Origin of the sequence: Sphingomonas sp., from assembly GCF_019635455.1 — a bacterium.
In the GTDB taxonomy this organism is placed as follows: Bacteria; Pseudomonadota; Alphaproteobacteria; order Sphingomonadales; family Sphingomonadaceae; genus Sphingomonas.
The window spans coordinates 1-16,830 of the sequence record NZ_JAHBZJ010000017.1 but is presented as its reverse complement, the minus strand read 5'-3'; the positions used below and the strand labels follow the sequence as shown (position 1 = coordinate 16,830).

Here is a 16,830-nt window from a genome sequence, read left to right as displayed (position 1 = left end):
GACGCGAACGAAAAGGGGATGACGACGATGCGGATGCTCAAGCTGGCGGCGCTCGCCGCACTCGCACTTCCCCTGACCGCCGCGCCGGCGCGACAGACCATGCCCGCCGCACAACCGGAAGCCGCCTTCACCTATCAGGAGGTGATGGTGCCGATGCGCGACGGGGCGCGGCTTCAGACCGTCATCATGCGCCCGCGCGGGGCGACCGGGAAGTTGCCGATCCTGCTCCAGCGCACCCCCTATGGCGTGCCGGGCGGGCCGTTGAAGACCGTACCGGCCAGCTACCAGTATCTCGCCGCCGACGGCTATATCTTCGTGTTCCAGAACATGCGCGGCCAGTTCAAGTCGGACGGCGATTTCACCATGTCGATGAAGCTCCAGCCCCCCGGATCGAAGGGGGTGGACGAGGCAAGCGACGCGTGGGACACGGTCGACTGGCTGGTGAAGAACGTGCCGGAAAACAATGGCCGGGTCGGCATGTGGGGCGTGTCCTATCCGGGCTATGCCTCGGCCGTGTCGCTCGCCCGTCCGCACCCGGCGCTAAAGGCGGTCAGCCCGCAGGCGGCGTGGAACGACTGGTGGCAGAATGACGACCTTCACCGCTGGGGCGCCGCACGGCTGTCCTACGCGACCGACTGGCTGTTCAGCCTTCAGAACAACGACCAGGGCGAGGATTTCGATTATGGCGGCAAGGCGCCGGTCGATACCTATGACTGGTTCCTGAAACTCGGCCCGGTCGCCAATCTCGACACCCGCTATTTCAAGGGCAGCGTGCCGCAATTCACGGCGATGATCGAGCATCCCGATTACGACGCCTTCTGGAAGGACCAGCATTGGACCGACCGGCTGGGAAGCACGACGGTGCCGACGCTGCACGTCGCCGGCTTCTGGGACCAGGAGGATCCGCGCGGCACCTGGAAAATCTATGAGAAGATGGAGGCCGCCGATCCCAAGGGGCTGAACATGATCGTCGCCGGCCCATGGGCGCACGGCACGTGGCACACCACCAACGACCGGGTCGGATATGTGCCGATCGGGCGCGACGCCGGCACCGAATTCATGCGCGATATCGAGGCGCCCTTCTTTGCCTATTGGCTGCACGGCAAGGGCCAGCAGCCGAAGTTCGAGGCAAAGATGCTGCAAAGCGGATCGTGGCAGTGGAAGAGCTACGCCAAATGGCCGCCCGCCGGGGCGACGCCGACCGACCTGTATCTCCATGCCGACGGCTCGCTGTCGTTCAACGCGCCGGGGGCCGGCGAAGGGTGCCGCGACTATGTCTCCGATCCCGCCAATCCGGTGCCGTTCCGCGAACGCCCGATGAGCCGCACCTATCCCTCGCAGGAATGGCGCTGGTGGGAGGCCGCCGACCAGCGCTTCGCCGATCACCGCCCCGATGTGCTGAGCTATGTCAGCGAACCGCTCGACGCCGACCTGACCGTCACCGGTGAGATCGCGGCGACGCTGATGGCATCGACCAGCGGCACCGACAGCGATTTCGTGGTGAAGCTGATCGACGTGCTGCCCGACGATTTCGAAAGCCGGCCCGCCAGGGCGCTGGGCGACTATCCGGCCACGCTCAACGGCTATCAATGGCCGATCGCGATGGAGGTGCGGCGCGGTCGTTACCTTCGCAGTTTCGAGAAGGCGACGCCGCTGACGCCGGACCAGGTCGTCGCCTGGGACGTGCCGCTGCGCGACCATGACCATGTGTTCCGCAAGGGCCACCGCATCATGGTGCAGATCCAGTCCAGCTGGTTCCCGGTGATCGACCGCAATCCCCAGAAATTCGTACCGAACATCTACAAGGCCGATCCGGCCGATTTCGTAAAGGCAACGCAGCGCGTATGTGCCGGATCGATGATTCGCCTGCCTGTCATGCGATAAATAACTTATATTTAAGAGTAACTTGGCATACCCACGCTGTCTCGAAGGTGTGGAGAGAAGCGTGCTCGCGGCGGAGTTGACGGTCGGGTCAAGGCGTGAACAGGCGCGCGCGCGCCTGAACGCACCAGGCCGGATAGAGGCTGCCGGCGGCGGGCGCTGTGTCTGTCAGATCAGCGACCTGTCGATCGCCGGCGCGCGGCTGTTGCTTCATCACCGGGTCGAGCCGGAGTCGCGCATCACCCTGACGCTGCCGGGAGGTCTCACCATCACCGGCAGGATCGTCTGGGCGACGGAGTTCGAGGCCGGATGCGCCTTTACCCAGCCGATCGGCAAAAAGGTCTTTCGGCAGCTTATCGATCGCCACGGCCTTCCGCCGCCGCCATCGTCGGTGCCGGGTGCGCCCCGTGACGCCCGGCGGACGGTCAGTTCTTGAGCCGGTAGCCGGATTTGAAGATCCACACGATCAGGCCAAGGCACAGGCTCAGAAACACCGCCGTAAACCCCAGGCTGGCGGCGATATCCACGTCGCCGACCCCGAAAAAGCTCCAGCGGAACCCGCTGACCAGATAGACGACCGGGTTGAACAGGCTGAGCGTCTGCCACGGTTCGGGCAGCATCCTGATCGAATAGAACGCCCCGCCCAGAAAGGTGAGCGGCGTCACCACCAGCGCCGGCACGACGTTCAGCTGCTCGAAATTCTTGGCCCAGATGCCGATGATGAAGCCGAACATCGAAAAGGTGATCGAGGTCAGCAGCAGGAACGCCACCATCGCGAACGGATGGTCGATGCGCAGCGGCACGAACAGCGCGGAGGTGACGAGGATGATGAGGCCGATGATCACCGATTTGGTCGCCGCCGCGCCGACGAAGCCGACGACCATCTCGACCGCGGAGATCGGCGCCGACAGGAGTTCATAGACCGTGCCGGTGAATTTGGGGAAATAGATGCCGATCGACGCGTTCGAAATGCTCTGGGTCAGCAGCGAAAGCATGATGAGCCCCGGCACCAGAAAACTGCCATAGTTCACGCTGTCGATCGAATCGATGCGGCTGCCGATCGCCCCGCCGAATACGATGAAGTAGAGCGAGGTGGTGATGACCGGGGTCGCCACGCTCTGCCACAGCGTGCGCAGCGTACGCGCCATTTCGAAGCGGTAGATCGCCCAGACGCCGTGATGATTGATGCCGGTCACGCCGCCACCCCCTCATCGCGGGCTGCGACCAGATCGACGAAGATATCCTCAAGGCTGGATTTCGACGTGTCGAGATCCTTGAACGCGATGCCCAGCTCGCCCAGCTTGCGCAGCAGCGAGGGGATGCCGGTCCGCTCCGCCTGTGCGTCGAACACGTAGCGCAGCCGCGCGCCCTCATCCTCCAGCGTCACCTGCCATTCGGCCAGTTCGTCCGGCACCCGCGCCATCGGTTCGACCAGCGCGATGTCCATCTCGCGCTTGCCCAGCTTCTTCATCAGCGCCGCCTTTTCATCGACCAGCATCAGCCGCCCCTTGTCGATCACCCCCACCCGGTCGGCCATTTCCTCGGCCTCCTCGATATAATGGGTGGTCAGGATGATCGTCGTGCCGCGTTCGCGCAGCTTGTGGACCAGTTTCCACATGTCGCGGCGCAGCGCGACATCGACGCCTGCGGTCGGCTCATCCAGGAACAGGATGTCGGGTTCGTGGCTCAGCGCCTTGGCGATCAGCACCCGCCGTTTCATCCCGCCCGACAATTCCATGATCTTCGCATTGCGCTTGTCCCAGAGCGACAGGTCGCGGAGCAGCTCATCGATATAGGCGTCATGCCCCGCGCGCCCGAACAGGCGGCGGCTGTACCGGGTGGTCGCCAGCACCGTTTCGAACATATCGACCGCCAGTTCCTGCGGCACCAGTCCGATGATCCGTCGTGCCGATCTCGGGTCACGGATCGCATCATGGCCGCCGACGGTGATCGTCCCGGCCGTCGGCGTGACGATCCCGCAGACGATGTTGATCAGCGTCGTCTTGCCCGCCCCGTTGGGACCGAGCAGCGCGAAAATCTCTCCCTTGCGGATGTCCAGATCGACCGATCCCAACGCCGCATGCCCGGAGGCATAGGTCTTGCTGACGCCGCGAACGGACAGGATCGGCTGCATGGACAAGGCCCCCAAGGCAACAGGAGGCCGCGATGTAGGGCGCGCACGCCGGGCCAGCAACCCGACGCCCCGCGCGCCGGTTATTTTTTCGAACGCGCGGCCGCCACCGCCGCCTTCAGCGCGTCATAGGGAACCATGCCCGAAATCACCTGGTCGCCGATCACCCAGCTGGGGGTGCCGGTCATCCCCAGCTTGCCGGCAAGGTCGAGGTTCGAGGCCATTTCGGCATCCACCCGCTGGGCATCGATCGACGCCCTGGCCCTGGCCTGGTCCAGCCCCGCCTTCGCCGCCGCCGCGGCGATCGCCGCGTCGCTGAGCGCCGGGCCGGAATAGAGCGCGATGTGGAACGGTTTGAACTTGCCCTGCTCCGCCGCGGCCAGACCCCATCGCGCGGCGGTGCGGCTCACCTGGCTCAGGATCGGCAGCTCGCGATAGACGATGCGGACCCTGGGGTCCTCGGCCACCAGCTGCGCGATCATCGGCAGGCTCGCGCGGCAATAGGTGCAGGCATAGTCCATCCACACCGAGACGGTGACGTCGCCGTTCGGATTGCCCTCCCACGCGCCGGCATAGGGTTTGAAGATCGCGGCGCGGTTCCCGCCGACCACCTTGCCGGTCTCGCGCGATTTCAGCCGCTCCATCGCCTGGGGCAGGATTTCCGGATTTTCGAGCACATAGTCGCGCACGATGCCGCGGATCTTTGCTTCGTCCGGCGTGTGCGCGGTCAGCCCCTGTACCGCGAGCACGCCGCCCGCGCCCAGCGCCGCCGACAGCACCAGCAGGCCGGCGAGCGCCAGCGGCCCCTTCCCCATCATCTCGGTCATTTCTTCTTGCTGTCCTGGATCATGCCCTGGGAGGCCATGACGATATCCTGTGCGCGAATCCAGTCCGGCGTCCCCTGTGGCAGGCCTGCCATCGCGACCTGCGCACTCGCCAGCGCGCGGCCCGGATCGCCCAACATGCTCGACCGTTCGGCGGTGGCGAGCGCGGATCGCGCGGTATCGCCCTTGCGCTCGTACAACATGCCCAGCTGATACCAGGCAAAGGGATTTTCCGAATCGCGCACCACCGCCTGACGCAACACCTTTTCCGCCTCGTCCAGATTGGCGCGATCCTCGGTCGCGAGCAGGGCGTGGCCAAAGGTGGTGGCGATCAGCGGCTGATAATTGGTGCGCGCGGTGGCTTCGCGCAGCGGCGGGATCGCCTCTTTCGGCTTGCCCGATTCGAGCAGGATCTGCCCTTCAAGCTCCAGGAAATAGGGATTGTGCGGCTCGGCCTTCACCAGCGCCGCCGCCTCTGCCGCCGCCTCGGTGGGATAGCCGCCAAGGTGATAGGCATAGGCCCGGGCATAGCGTGCCGGGACGCTGGTATCGCTGGCGGGATATTTGCGCAGCGTATCCTTGGGATCGGCGACATAGCCGCGCAATTTCGCCTGAACGCGCAGGAACCGCTTCTCCAGATCGGGATCATTGGGCCGGTTCCAGGACGGATCGGCCTGGATATCGGCGCTCAGCGTGGCGACGCGCTCACCCGACATGGGGTGGGTCATCACATAGCTGGTATCGCTCCCGCGCTTGAGGCCCCAGCGATATTCCTGCTGTTGCAGCTTCTTGAAGAAATCGAGCATGCCGCGCCCGCTCACCTTCGCGCCGGCCAGATATTTGGCGCCGGCCGCGTCGGCGGTCGATTCCTGGGCGCGGCTGAAGGCAAGGAAATTGCCGAGCGCGGCGCGCTGGCCAAGCTGCATCAGCCCTACGCCGGCATCGGGCGATCCCGCCGCCATCGCCGCCGCGCCAAGCAGCAGGCTGAGGATGGTGATCCCGGTCGCCCCCTTCGCCATCCGGTCCTGCAACGGCACATGGCCGCCGGTGATGTGGCCGATCTCGTGCGCGATCACGCCCTGCACCTCGTTCGCGGAACTGGCCGCGTCGATCAGGCCGGAATGGATATAGACCGTCTGTCCGCCCGCGACGAAGGCGTTGATCGACGGGTCGCTGATCAGCACCACCCGGACATTGGCGGGGGACAGGTTCGCGGCGACGATGATGTCGCGCGACATATCGGCGAGCAGCGCCTCGGTCTCGGCGTCGCGCAGGATCGATTGGGCAAAGGCGGGACTGCCGACGCCGATCAGCAACAGCAGCGCGAACAGGGTAACAAGGCGCTTCATGGCCGGCATCATGGCGGAAAATCCCCTGCGATCAACGGTCGGCTGGGCCGGACGCACCTGTAGCAGGATGGGCCGGTGCCGATGAACCGGCGATGAAAATCGGGCGGAACCCCAAGGGATCCCGCCCGGTTTTCTCGACCGTCAGGCGCCGAAGGTGCGCTGCCACCAGCCGCGGCGCGGGGTACCTTCCTCGCCCTCGCCCTCGCCGACATCCGCATGGGCGGGTTCGGCCGGCGCCGTCTCGGCTGCGGCCGGCTCCAGATCCTGTGCGACCGTCGCCTCCGCCGTCGCCGCGGCGGACTTGGCGCGGCTCCGGCGCTTGGCTTTGGGCGCGGGGGCGACCTCGGCAGTTTCGGGTGCAGCGACCTCGGCCTGAACCTCGCCCGCCGGCTCCGCCTCGGCGATCTTCTTGCGGCGCGCGCGCTTGGGCTTGGCCGGAGCCTCGGCCTCGGTTTCGGCGGCCTCCGCAACCTGCGCCGCCGCGATCGGCTCGCCGGTCAGCGCTTCGACCGTATCGGCATCCGCCTTTTTGCGGCGGCTGCGCTTCGGCTTGGCCGGTACGGCATCCGTCGCCGGCTGCGGCTCGGCGGCGATTCCCGCTTCCATCGTCGCCTCGTCCAGTGCGGACACCGGCGCGGGATCGGCGGTTTCGACCGCCTCGGTCTCGACCGTATCGGCGCTCACCGCCTCGTCGCCGCCGCCCTTTCGACCGCCACGGCGGCCCCGACGGCGGCGCTTGCGCGGTTCGCCGTCATCCTCGACAGCGGCAGGCGCCTCATCGCGATTGTCAGCACCGCCAGCGGCAACGGTATCGCCATCGGCATCGGCATCGGCGCCGTCTTCGGCATCGCCCTCACCGGCTTCACCGGCATCCTCACCCTGTTCGTCGCGACGACCGCGACGGCCACGGCGGCGGCGGCGACGCTTGCGCCCGCCCTCACCTTCACCCTCGCCGTCGCGTCCGCGGCGCTCGCGCGGTTCACGGGCCTCGACCTCTTCGTCCTCATCCTCCTCGTCGTCGATCTCGTCGATAACGTCTTCCTCGACCTCCTCGATCGCGGCGGAGAATTTCGGCGCGTGCGCCGGCGGCGGGCCACCCGCCTCGACCGACATGCGCGCACCTTCGAGTTCGCCGTCCGACAGGATTTCGACCATCACGCCATAGCGATCCTCGATCTCGGCGATGTCGGCGCGCTTCTTGTTGAGCACGTAAAAGGCCGCTTCCTGGCTGCACCGCAGCACCAGCTGCGAGCCGCGCCCGCGCGCCGCTTCGTCCTCGATCAGGCGCAGTGCGGACAGCCCCGCCGACGATGCGGTGCGGACCAGCCCCGTCCCCTCGCAATGCGGACACTGGCGGGTCGATGCCTCCAGCACGCCCGTGCGCAGGCGCTGACGGCTCATCTCCATCAGGCCGAACGCGCTGATCCGGCCCACCTGGATGCGGGCGCGATCGTTCTTCAGCGCTTCCTTCATCGCCTTCTCGACCTTCCGGACGTTGGACGAATGGTCCATGTCGATGAAGTCGATGACGACGAGGCCCGCCATGTCACGCAGCCGCAGCTGGCGCGCGATTTCCTGCGCAGCTTCCAGATTGGTGGCGGTCGCGGTCTGCTCGATATTGTGTTCGCGCGTCGACCGGCCCGAGTTGATGTCGATCGACACCAGCGCCTCGGTCGGGTTGATCACCAGATAGCCGCCCGATTTCAGCTGCACGACGGGATGATACATCGCGCCCAGCTGATCCTCGACATGCGCCCGCTGGAACAATGGCACCGCGTCGCTGTAATGCTTCACCCGCTTGGCGTGGCTCGGCATCAGCAGCTTCATGAAGTCCTTGGCGTGGCGATATCCCTCCTCGCCCTCGACGATCACCTCGTCGATGTCGCGATTATAGATGTCGCGGATCGCGCGCTTGATCAGGTCGCTGTCGCCATAGACCAGCGCGGGCGCGGACGATCCCAGCGTCTTTTCGCGGATTTCGTCCCACAGACGCGCCAGATAATCGAAATCGCGCTTGATCTCGGTCTTGGTGCGCTGAAGCCCGGCGGTGCGGACGATGCAGCCCATCGACGGCGGCAGCTTCAGGTCCGACATGATCGATTTCAGCCGCTTGCGGTCCGCCGCGCTCGAAATCTTGCGACTGATCCCGCCGCCATGCGCGGTGTTGGGCATCAGCACGCAGTAACGCCCGGCCAGGCTGAGATAGGTGGTCAGCGCCGCGCCCTTGTTGCCGCGCTCTTCCTTCACGACCTGAACCAGCAACACCTGGCGACGGCGGATCACGTCCTGAATCTTGTAGCGGCGGCGCAGGTTCATGCGGCGCTGGCGCAGCGCCTCCACCTGGTCGTCATTGCCCTTGCCACGGCGGCGACGGCCGCCCTCGGCCCCGGCATCGCCCTCTTCCCCGTCATCGGCTTCGGCGGCTTCCTCATCCTCGTCGGTCGGGCGCTCCAGCACCTCGACGTCGCCGCCCTCCTCATCCTCATCGGCTTCGGCGCGCAGCGCGGCCTCTTCGGCGGCGTGCTCGGCCTCCTCGCGCAGCAGCGCGTCGCGATCCTCCTTGGGAATCTGGTAATAATCGGGGTGGATTTCGCTGAACGCCAGGAACCCGTGGCGATTGCCGCCATATTCGACGAACGCCGCCTGCAACGACGGTTCGACGCGGGTCACCTTTGCCAGATAGATATTGCCCTTGAGCTGCTTGCGCTCGGCACTCTCGAAATCAAACTCCTCGATTCGGTTTCCCTTGACGACGGCCACGCGGGTTTCCTCCCGGTGGCGTGCGTCGATCAGCATACGCATGGTCATTGAGTATTCTCCGGGCGCGCCAGGCGGTTGTCGGCCGCGGCGCGCGGTCAAATGAGCGGCCCGTCAATGCGGACGCGCGGGTGTTGGGTGATGCCTCTGCTGCCCGGACACGGACCGACCCGTGGGTCAGTGCCTCCGCCGCCTCGCGCGCGACCGCTTGCGCGGTGCGTTGCGGGATGGACGGAAATTGCCTCATGCAGCGTCAACCTGAAATTACCTGGCCGCGCACGGCCGGGTGTGGATCGCCGGAAGCCCCGACGGGGAACCGGCTGGCGGACTGCCTAGCACCCGCGAACCGGCCCGGCAACAATTGGTGTGCGCCGCAGCGGCGACAAGACCGAAACGGCAAGATGCTGCCGGCAATGCCGGCAAAAATATGCCGAATCCGGAATTAACCGCACCGCTTCACCGCGGCTGAAGACCCTGCACGCTACCCAGCGAGCGTCAGGGCAAATTCTTGTTGTGAGTTCCGTTTATGCTTTTGGGCTGGACCCCCCCCAGCCCGGCGCGGCATATCGCCCGGGTGTCCTTTTTCCTCGCCCTCCTCGCCGGCTTTCTGACCGGCGCGCCGAGCTGGGCGGGAACGATCCGTGATATCGACGTCCAGTCGAGCCGGATCGTCATCCGCTTCGACGATCGCGTGACCCAGGCGAGCAGCTTCCTGCTGGCCGGTCCCAACCGCATCGCCCTCGACCTGATGGGCGCGACCCCGGGCGCCGGCGCGGACGCGGCCGGCCCGGTCGCGGGCGTCCGCCAGGCGGCGCGCGACGACGGCGCGCGTGTGGTGTTCGATCTGGCGCGGCCCGCAATCGTCACCGAAGGCAGCTTTTCGGGCGATGGCACGACGCTCACGCTCGAACTGCGCACCGTGGACGACGCACGCTTCGCCCGTGCCGCGGCGGAGGGGCGGATGAGCTTCCTGCCTCCGTTCAGTTTCGCCCGCGCCTCGTCGCGCCACAGCTACAGCGTGACCGCCCCGGTGCCGCCGCGCCCCGCCCCCTTCTCGCTCCCGCGCGTTTATGGCGCCGACGACGATCGCCCGCTGGTGGTGCTCGATCCCGGCCATGGCGGCCACGATCCCGGCTCGCTCTCGGCAGGCGGGCTTCAGGAAAAGGACCTGGCGCTCAAGATCGCCAAGGCGATCCGCGACGAACTGGTCGCCTCTGGCCGGGTGCGCGTCGCGCTGACCCGCGAGGACGACCGCTACCTCCTGCACCGTGACCGGTTCGAAGTGGCGCGCAAGCTGGGGGCGGCGCTCTTCATCTCGGTCCATTGCGATGCCGCCACGACCCCCGACGCGACCGGCGCGACGGTGTACACCCTGTCCGAAGTCGCGTCGGACAAGGAAGCCGCCCGCCTCGCCGCGCGCGAGAACAAGTCCGACATCCTGGCCGGCATCGATCTTGGCACGCAGAGCCAGGAAGTCTCGTCGATCCTGATCGACCTGACCCAGCGCGAGACGATGAACGCGTCCGCCAAATTCGCGCGCCTGCTCGGGCGTGAGGCGCAGGGGCTGATCCCGGTCAAACAGCAGGCGCACCGCATGGCGTCGCTGCTGGTGCTGAAGGCGCCGGACATGCCCTCCGTGCTGCTCGAAACCGGTTATATCTCGAACCCGCGCGACGTCGCGATGCTCGATTCGGCGGAGGGCCGGCGGCGCATCGCCGAAAGCGTCAGCCGCGCGGTCGCGATCCATTTCGCCACCCGGATGGCGGCGCGCTGACCGCGCCCGCCATCGGCGCGACGCGGCGGAACGCACCGGCGCACGCATCCTTTGCTGGCAAGCCGGCGCAATCCTGCTAAACCGCGCGCGAGATGGCGGACGCGTACCAACCCAATTTCACCCTCAAATTCACCCGTGAGGATGTCGGCGGCTGGTTCGCCGACATGCGCCGGCGCTGGTGGTTCAAGGTGCTTGCCTGGCTGGCGCTGCTCTCGGGCGTCGGCATGGTGCTGCTCTGGGCGCTGTTCCTGCGCGACCTGCCCTCGGTCGATAAGTTGCGCGCCTACGAGCCGCCGCTGCCGACCAACGTCCGCGCGATCGACGGCACCCCGCTGCGCAGCTATGCCCGCGAACGGCGCGTCGAGCTGTCGTTCGACGAATATCCCAAGCTGCTGGTCGGCGCGTTCCTGTCGGCGGAGGACAAGACGTTCTTCCGGCATGGCGGCGTCGATTATCCCGGGCTGGTGCGCGCCGCGTGGCAGGGGCTGACCAGCGGAGAGACCCCGCGCGGCACCTCCACCATCACCCAGCAGGTGGCCAAGAACCTGCTGCTCACCAACGAAGTGAGCTATGTGCGCAAGGCGCGCGAGGCGATCCTGGCGTTCCGCATCGAGCATGCGCTGTCAAAGGAGCAGATCCTCGAACTCTACCTCAACCAGATCGCGCTGGGCCGCAACGCGTTCGGGGTAGAGGCGGCGGCGAACGCCTATTTCGACAAACCGGTACGCGAACTGCCGCTGCAACAGCTCGCCTATCTGGCGATCCTGCCCAAGGGTCCGTCCAACTATATGCCCGAGCGGCATGCCGATCGTGCCATTACCCGGCGCAACTGGGTGCTCGGGCAGATGCTCGAAAACGGCTATATCACCCAGGCGCAGCATGACGCGGCGGTCGCCGCCCCGCTGGGCGCGGTGCCGCGCAAATCGCCCTCGGTCGATCCGCTGGGCGGCTATTTCATCGAGGAAGTGCGGCGGCAGCTGCTCGACCGGTTCGGCGAAACCGCCGAATCCGGCCCTTACAGTGTCTATGCCGGTGGGCTGTGGGTCCGCACCTCGTTCGATCCCGAACTGCAACGGGCGGCGCAAAAGGCGCTGCGCGAAGGGCTGCTCCGCTTCGATCGCGGGCGTGGCTGGTCCGGCCCGATGCGCGAGGCGCCGTTCGAGGACGATGGGTGGCGGGGCGCGCTGCTCAATACCAATATCGACCTTGATTACGAGGACTGGCGCGCCGCGATCGTCATCTCGAAAAGCGGTAACACGGCACAGATCGGCTTTGGCGACGGCAGGACCGGGACGCTGCCGAGCTGGGCGGCCCAGACGCCGGTGCGCGGCAAGGGCGGCACCGCCTTCGCCGCGCTGAAGCCGGGCGACGTCATCGCCGTCGCGCCGGAGGGCGAGACTTTCGCGCTGCGTTCGATTCCGAAGATTTCGGGCGGCATGGTGGTCGAGGAGCCGAGCACCGGGCGCATCCTGGCGATGCAGGGCGGGTTCGACGCCACCGTCCAGTCGTTCAACCGCGCGACGCAGGCACAGCGCCAGCCCGGATCGACGATCAAGCCGATCGTCTATTCGGCGGCGCTCGAAAACGGGATGACCCCCGCCTCGATCATCGTCGATGGTCCGTTCTGCGTCTATCAGGGCGCCGCGTTGGGGCAGAAATGCTTCCGCAACTTCGGCGGCTCGCACGGGGCCGGGCCAAAGACGATGCGCTGGGGCATCGAACAGTCGCGCAACCTGATGACGGTGCAGGCGGCCAACCAGACCGGCATGGACAAGGTCGTCGACCTGATGCAGCGGATGGGCGTCAGCCAGCAGAAATATCCCCCCTATCTCTCGTTCGCGCTGGGCGCGGGCGAGACGACGGTGATGCGGATGGTGAATGCCTATTCGATCCTCGCCAATCATGGGCGCGCGCTCAATCCCACGCTGATCGATTTCGTCCAGGATCGCCATGGCAAGGTGATCTGGCCGGCCAACTGGCGACCGTGCGATCGCTGCAACATGCCCGATTGGGATGGCAAGCCGATGCCGCGTCCGGTCAGCCGCGCGCGCCAGGTGCTCGACGCGATGAGTGCGTATCAGATGGTCCATATCGCCGAGGGCGTGGTGCAGCGCGGAACCGCGACCGCGCTGCGCGACATGGGACGACCGATCATGGGCAAGACCGGCACCACCACCGGTCCGACCGATGTGTGGTTCATCGGCGGCACTCCGCAGATCATCGCCGGCCTGTATCTGGGTTATGACACGCCGACCAGCCTGGGCGGCTATGCCCAGGGCGGCACGCTCGCCGTCCCGATCTTCAAGGCGTTCGCGACCAAGGCGTTCGAGAATCTCGACGTCCTGCCCTTCACCGCGCCGGCGGGCATCCGCATGGTGCGGATCGACCGCGCGACCGGCAAGCGGGTGTTCGGCGCCTGGCCCAGCGGGGACCCCAAGGGCGCGGTGATCTGGGAAGCGTTCAAGCCCGAGAGCGAACCGCGCCGCCGCGCGGTGCGCGACGAGGACGTGCAGGACGCGCCAAAGACGGTCGTGAAGAAGAAGACCGAAACGAAGGAAGGCCCGCGCGACAGCGACTTCTTGCAACGCGAGGGCGGAATCTACTAGCGCGTCGGATGAGACGCAGACGCCCTTCGGGTCCCCGCGCCGCGGGGGGCCTTGCCGAAGGGATGAACCTGAACCTCCAGCGCGTCCCCCGCCTTCCGGCGACATCCGGTGGCGGGTCGGGGCGATGACGGATTTGAATGGCCGGCCCGGTGACGGCCGACCTGTGAACGATGGAAAGGTTTTCCGATGCGCGCCGAAGCGCAGGCACATGCCGAAAAGATCAACGCCGCGCTTGCGCTGCTGCGCCGGTTCATCGACTGGGACAAGGCGCTGCGCCGGCTCGACGAGCTGAATGCGCGGGTCGAGGATCCGACGCTGTGGGACAATCCCCGCGAGGCGCAGGACGTGATGCGCGAACGTCGCCGGCTCGACGAATCGATCACCGCGACGCGCGCGATCGAGCGCGAACTGTCCGACACGTCCGAACTGATCGAGATGGCCGAGGCCGAAGGCGACGAAGAGATGGCGGTCGAAGGCACACAGGGCCTTGCCACGCTCGCCGAACGCGCCGAGCAGGACAAGGTGAAGGCGCTGCTGTCGGGTGAGGCGGACGCCAACGACACCTATCTGGAGGTCCATTCGGGCGCCGGTGGCACCGAAAGCCAGGACTGGGCCGAAATGCTCCAGCGCATGTACACCCGCTGGGCCGAGCGCCACGGGTTCAAGGTCGAGCTGATGGATTATCACGCCGGCGAACAGGCGGGGATCAAATCCGCGACGCTGCTGATCAAGGGCGAGAATGCCTATGGCTATGCCAAGACCGAAAGCGGCGTTCACCGGCTGGTCCGCATTTCGCCCTATGACAGCTCGGCGCGGCGCCACACCAGCTTCTCGTCGGTCTGGGTCTATCCGGTGATCGACGATTCGATCGACATCGAAATCAACGAAAGCGACCTCAAGATCGACACCTACCGCGCGTCGGGCGCGGGCGGACAGCACGTCAACACCACCGATTCGGCGGTCCGCATCACCCACGTTCCCAGCGGCATCATCGTCGCCAGCCAGCAGGACCGCTCACAGCACAAGAACCGCGCGACCGCGATGGGGATGCTGAAGGCGCGGCTGTACGAGGCCGAACTGGCCAAGCGCGAGGCCGCGGCGCTGGGCGAATACAGCGCCAAGACCGAAATCGGCTGGGGCCACCAGATCCGCTCCTATGTCCTCCAGCCCTATCAGCTGGTGAAGGACCTGCGCACCGGGGTCACCTCGACGGCGCCGTCGGACGTGCTAGACGGGGCGCTCGATCCGTTCATGGCCGCCGCGCTGTCGCAGCGCGTGACCGGCGAGACGGTCGAGGTGGAGGACGTGGATTGAGGCCAGGGGCCGCCGCGCTGATCGTGTCGCTGACGCTGGCGCTTGCCGGCTGTGACGACACGCGGCCACGGCCCCGCCCCTCTCAGGAGGAAGAGCTGCACTTCCCCGCCGCCGATCGGCCGGTCGCGACCATCGTCTCCTCACGCTGGTCGAACGAGGAATCGCGCGATCGGCTGAACGAGGCGGATACGGTGATGAACCTCGCCGATATCCGCCCGGGCATGACGGTCGCCGATATCGGCGCGGGCGAGGGCTATTACACCATCCGCCTTGCCAACCGGGTCGGCAAGAACGGGCGCGTGCTGGCCGAGGATATCATTCCCGAAGTCCGCGACGCGCTGGCACAACGCGTCGCGCGCGAACGGCTCGACAATGTCAGCGTGCGGCTGGGCGAGCCGGAGGACCCGAAGCTGCCCGACAACAGCTTCGACCGCATCTTCATGGTCCATATGTACCACGAGATCGGCGAACCCTATGCGTTCCTGTGGCGGATGCGTCCGTCGCTCCGCAAGGACGGGCTGATCGTCGTCGTCGATGCCGATCGCGAGACGCAGAATCACGGCACGCCGCCCGCGCTGCTGAAATGCGAATTCGCAGCGATCGGCTACCGGCTGGTCACGATGCGCGACATGCCCTCCGCCGGGGGATATCTGGCGATGTTCCGTGCGGAGGGGCAGCGGCCCGAGCCATCGGCGATCCGCGCCTGCCGCAATCCCGGACGGCCCGCACCTTCGCCCGGCGCCACCCCGATGGGCGACGAATAGCGCCGAACCGGACGCACGCCGGCATCGCACGAACCGGCATCGCTCGAAATGCCAGTCCATCAGGGGCGCTCAAGGCGCGGCGCGATCGGCCGGTGATCGCTTGGCTGGGGCGGCTGGATTCGAACCAGCGCATGGCGGTACCAAAAACCAAAATTTCGCCTTGTAAATCATGCGGATTTGCGCGGAATCCGCTCACGTTTCGTGTCGATTTGAAAATGGGATGCCCGGGTTCTGCGGAACACCTTCATGAAAAACCGTGTCGCTTCTGCAACCCGAGTTCGGCCTACCTCAAGGTCGAGACGAGCGCCGCTTTTCCGTACTTCGCTCGGCCCGCCGCAGAGCGATCGGCGCCAGGTTCGACGACGAGACGTGGGCGCGATTCCCGTTGGGCCAAGATGTCGACCGTAAAGCACAGTTTGCCATTCCGGACGGCGTCCTGGTGGACACAGGCTTCGACATGCACGCAGCGATTGCGTGCACGAAGAAGTCGATGGCTCAACCGAAGCGCCACCCGATTTTTGAGGCCACCTTCTAGGCCGTAGACTCATAAGCGCGGAGCCACAGCCGCATTGAGGCGAGCTGGACCATGGCGAGGAAGTTGGCTGCGAGTTTGTCGTAGCGGGTGGCGACGCGGCGGAAGTGCTTCAGCTTGGAGAAGAACCGCTCGATGAGGTTGCGCTCGCGGTAGAGGCGCTTGCTGAAGCACGGCTTCCATTTGCGGTTGCTCTTCGGCGGGATGTTGGGCGTGGCGCCCTGGTCCTGGATAAACTCGCGGAGGCGGTCGGCGTCATAGGCCTTGTCCGCCAGCACGATGGTGCGCGAGCCAAGGTGGTCGAGCAGCCTGTCAGCGATCTGGCCGTCGTGCGCTTGCCCTGCGGTCAGGCCGAGCCGGATCGGGAGGCCCTGCGCGTCGACGACAACGTGGATCTTGGTCATGAGCCCGCCGCGTGATCGACCGAGACAGTGATCTGTACCCCCCTTTTTCCCGTCGCAGCCTGCTGGTGCGCCCGGATGGAAGTGCTGTCGATCATCTGGATGGCACCGTCATGCGCGGCGCTGATGGCATCCATCAGCCGATCCCATACGCCTCCCTTCCTCCATCGCACGAAGCGGTTGTAGCAGGTGGTGCGTGGGCCGTAGCGCTCAGGCAGGTCGCGCCATGGTGCACCGGAACGAAGCACCCAGAAGATCCCGTTCAGCACCCGGCGGTCATCTACGCGGGGCACGCCCCGCGGTTTGTTGGGCAGGAGCGGCTCGATCACGCGCCACTCAAAGTCAGTCAGATCATATCGGCTCATGCCAACGCTGAATCAGCGTTCGACATCTCGCGAAAGGCGAAAACGTCGAACAACGTGCTGTTTAGCCCGCCCGAGCTACAATCGAGAAAGTAGGTGAGCCGCCGCTCAGAACATCCATGCACGCCCAGCCAG

The 16,830-nt window shown here is 66.3% G+C and carries 13 protein-coding genes; 7 read left to right on the top strand and 6 right to left on the bottom strand.

The features are described 5' to 3' along the window. Window positions 1-18: 18 nt before the first annotated feature. Together KF783_RS15475 and KF783_RS15470 are read left to right on the top strand one after the other, a co-directional pair. The gene (locus KF783_RS15475; RefSeq protein WP_294080949.1) at window positions 19-1,884 is read left to right on the top strand and encodes a CocE/NonD family hydrolase; all 1,866 of its coding nucleotides are present in this window, start codon (window positions 19-21) and stop codon (window positions 1,882-1,884) included. A gap of 61 nt (window positions 1,885-1,945) precedes the next feature. Beyond that, window positions 1,946-2,317 (top strand): PilZ domain-containing protein, encoded by a 372-nt coding sequence (locus tag KF783_RS15470; protein WP_294080947.1) that lies wholly within the window; start codon window positions 1,946-1,948, stop codon window positions 2,315-2,317. On the opposite strand, the gene KF783_RS15465 is transcribed toward KF783_RS15470, so the two are convergent. From KF783_RS15465 to KF783_RS15445, 5 genes are all read right to left on the bottom strand, one after another. Beyond that, window positions 2,307-3,077 carry an ABC transporter permease gene (locus KF783_RS15465; RefSeq protein WP_294080945.1) on the bottom strand — a complete coding sequence of 257 codons (771 nt, stop codon included), beginning with the start codon at window positions 3,075-3,077 and terminating at the stop codon, window positions 2,307-2,309. The two genes, KF783_RS15470 and KF783_RS15465, sit on opposite strands and share 11 nt — an antisense overlap. Further along, the gene (locus tag KF783_RS15460; protein ID WP_294080943.1) at window positions 3,074-4,015 is read right to left on the bottom strand and encodes an ABC transporter ATP-binding protein; all 942 of its coding nucleotides are present in this window, start codon (window positions 4,013-4,015) and stop codon (window positions 3,074-3,076) included. The genes KF783_RS15465 and KF783_RS15460 overlap by 4 nt, the downstream gene beginning before the upstream one ends. A gap of 80 nt (window positions 4,016-4,095) precedes the next feature. Next, window positions 4,096-4,839 (bottom strand): DsbA family protein, encoded by a 744-nt coding sequence (locus KF783_RS15455; RefSeq protein ID WP_294080942.1) that lies wholly within the window; start codon window positions 4,837-4,839, stop codon window positions 4,096-4,098. After that, window positions 4,836-6,185, bottom strand: coding sequence for a M48 family metalloprotease (locus KF783_RS15450; RefSeq protein ID WP_294080939.1), 1,350 nt, complete (start codon window positions 6,183-6,185; stop codon window positions 4,836-4,838). Before KF783_RS15450 ends, KF783_RS15455 begins: the two co-directional genes overlap by 4 nt. A 141-nt stretch (window positions 6,186-6,326) precedes the next feature. Beyond that, the gene (locus KF783_RS15445) at window positions 6,327-8,993 is read right to left on the bottom strand and encodes a ribonuclease E/G (RefSeq protein ID WP_294080937.1); all 2,667 of its coding nucleotides are present in this window, start codon (window positions 8,991-8,993) and stop codon (window positions 6,327-6,329) included. 523 nt (window positions 8,994-9,516) lie between these two features. Here KF783_RS15445 and KF783_RS15440 point away from each other — a divergent pair. From KF783_RS15440 to KF783_RS15420, 5 genes are all read left to right on the top strand, one after another. Next, window positions 9,517-10,716, top strand: a complete 1,200-nt coding sequence (locus KF783_RS15440; RefSeq protein WP_294080935.1) for an N-acetylmuramoyl-L-alanine amidase — start codon at window positions 9,517-9,519, stop codon at window positions 10,714-10,716. A gap of 164 nt (window positions 10,717-10,880) precedes the next feature. Continuing rightward, the gene (locus KF783_RS15435; RefSeq protein ID WP_294080983.1) at window positions 10,881-13,322 is read left to right on the top strand and encodes a transglycosylase domain-containing protein; all 2,442 of its coding nucleotides are present in this window, start codon (window positions 10,881-10,883) and stop codon (window positions 13,320-13,322) included. A gap of 186 nt (window positions 13,323-13,508) precedes the next feature. Beyond that, window positions 13,509-14,636, top strand: a complete 1,128-nt coding sequence (prfB, locus tag KF783_RS15430; RefSeq protein ID WP_294080933.1) for a peptide chain release factor 2 — start codon at window positions 13,509-13,511, stop codon at window positions 14,634-14,636. Next, the gene (locus KF783_RS15425; protein ID WP_294080931.1) at window positions 14,633-15,400 is read left to right on the top strand and encodes a methyltransferase domain-containing protein; all 768 of its coding nucleotides are present in this window, start codon (window positions 14,633-14,635) and stop codon (window positions 15,398-15,400) included. The genes prfB and KF783_RS15425 overlap by 4 nt, the downstream gene beginning before the upstream one ends. Window positions 15,401-15,656: 256 nt before the next feature. Then, entirely contained in the window at window positions 15,657-15,935 is a 279-nt protein-coding gene (locus tag KF783_RS15420) for a hypothetical protein (protein WP_294080929.1), read from the top strand. On the opposite strand, the gene KF783_RS15415 is transcribed toward KF783_RS15420, so the two are convergent. Continuing rightward, window positions 15,932-16,698, bottom strand: a protein-coding gene (locus tag KF783_RS15415) for an IS5 family transposase (RefSeq protein ID WP_294080927.1) whose coding sequence is annotated in 2 segments (ribosomal slippage) — window positions 15,932-16,386 and window positions 16,386-16,698 — 768 coding nt in all. Because the reading frame shifts where the segments join, the coding sequence is not laid out codon by codon here. The genes KF783_RS15420 and KF783_RS15415 overlap by 4 nt on opposite strands. Window positions 16,699-16,830 lie beyond the last annotated feature (132 nt).